At 47.4% G+C, this 1,269-nt stretch carries 2 protein-coding genes; both read right to left on the reverse strand.

Annotated features, from left to right (window positions below; translation table 11 throughout):
- The coding region (locus tag R7R78_RS24080) for a response regulator (protein WP_225474368.1) at positions 1-297 on the reverse strand (297 nt) is incomplete at its 3' end.
- The coding region (locus tag R7R78_RS24085) for a sensor histidine kinase (RefSeq protein WP_225474369.1) at positions 284-1,269 on the reverse strand (986 nt) is incomplete at its 5' end. The genes R7R78_RS24080 and R7R78_RS24085, both read right to left, overlap by 14 nt.

The raw sequence follows: 1,269 nt of genomic DNA on the forward strand, positions 1-1,269 counted from the left end.
CGTATCAGTGTGCGTGGCCTGCCCAGTCAACAAGACTTTGCGAGTGCGAACAAAGCGGCTGTCTTTGGAAATTTCCGTCAGCAGCTCAACACCCGTTTTACCTGGCATCACGTGATCCGAAATAATTAACGCGATCATTTCACCATCTGCATCAAGCTCGTCCATCAACTCAAGCACTTCATCAGCAGACTCACAATCCTCAATATTCAGCCATTTATTCAACGGTTCTAGATCTTGTAGAACCGCGCTTAACACCTCTCGTTGGTCATCAACGCAAATTAAATTAAGCTTCTCCATGTTCACCCTCTACCGGTAATTTGATTCTAAAAATGGTCTTTTCACTGTCACTTTTTACGACAATGGAACCGTTGTAACCTGCAATAATACGTTTAACGATCGAGAGCCCAAGCCCCAACCCAAAAGACAATCCGCCCTTCTTCGTTGTAAAGTTCGGCCTAAATATTTTTCGGCGTGTGGCCTCATCAATTTCAGGGCCGTTGTTGGCGATCGTGACTAAAATCTTTCCTTTGCTCACGCGTGTATGAATTTCAATGGTCGGCGACTCAATGTTAATCATCGCATCGCACGCATTCTTTAAAATATTCACCCAAATTTGAACAAGCTCAGTTTGCGATCCAATAAAAACCGGCAGTTCTGCAGGGCTGAAACGCACACTAACGCGCCTCAAATCACTCTGCAGCAACGCCAATGCCCGATTTATCGAATCATTAATGTTGATGGCCTCATCAAGGTCGATATCCGTTCTGCCCAATTGCTTAACGGAACGAACAATGCCCACCGTATGCTTAGACGCGATACGCAAGTCATGCAGGTCTCGCCCAACTTGCCAGTAACGAATCGCCTCTTCTGGCCTTTTTAACCAATGCTCCGAGAGGTAGTTACTCGGCACGGCTCGCGCTAAATCACGCGCCAACTCTTTAGGCAACCCATAATATTTTTCGAAATGACGACCGCGCTTTCTCGCTTCACTAGACGATACTTTTTGCCCTTGCATCAAACCAAAATCAAAGAACTGACTCGCCTCTGGATGCACTTCTTCAAGCAGCGTCATGATGACGGACTCTAAACGCTCCGATTTACTGCTGACCACACCAATCGCATTGTTAAGTTCGTGTGCGATACCTGCGGCTAACTGACCGAGTGTTGTCATCTGCTCTGCGGTGTGGAGCTTTTGCAGCGCCTTCTCTTTGGCTATCGCTTCTTGCATCGCGCGGCGCTGACGGCGAGACAACTCATTCACCATAACGG

It is taken from the genome of Vibrio sp. 2134-1 (genome assembly GCF_033339495.1).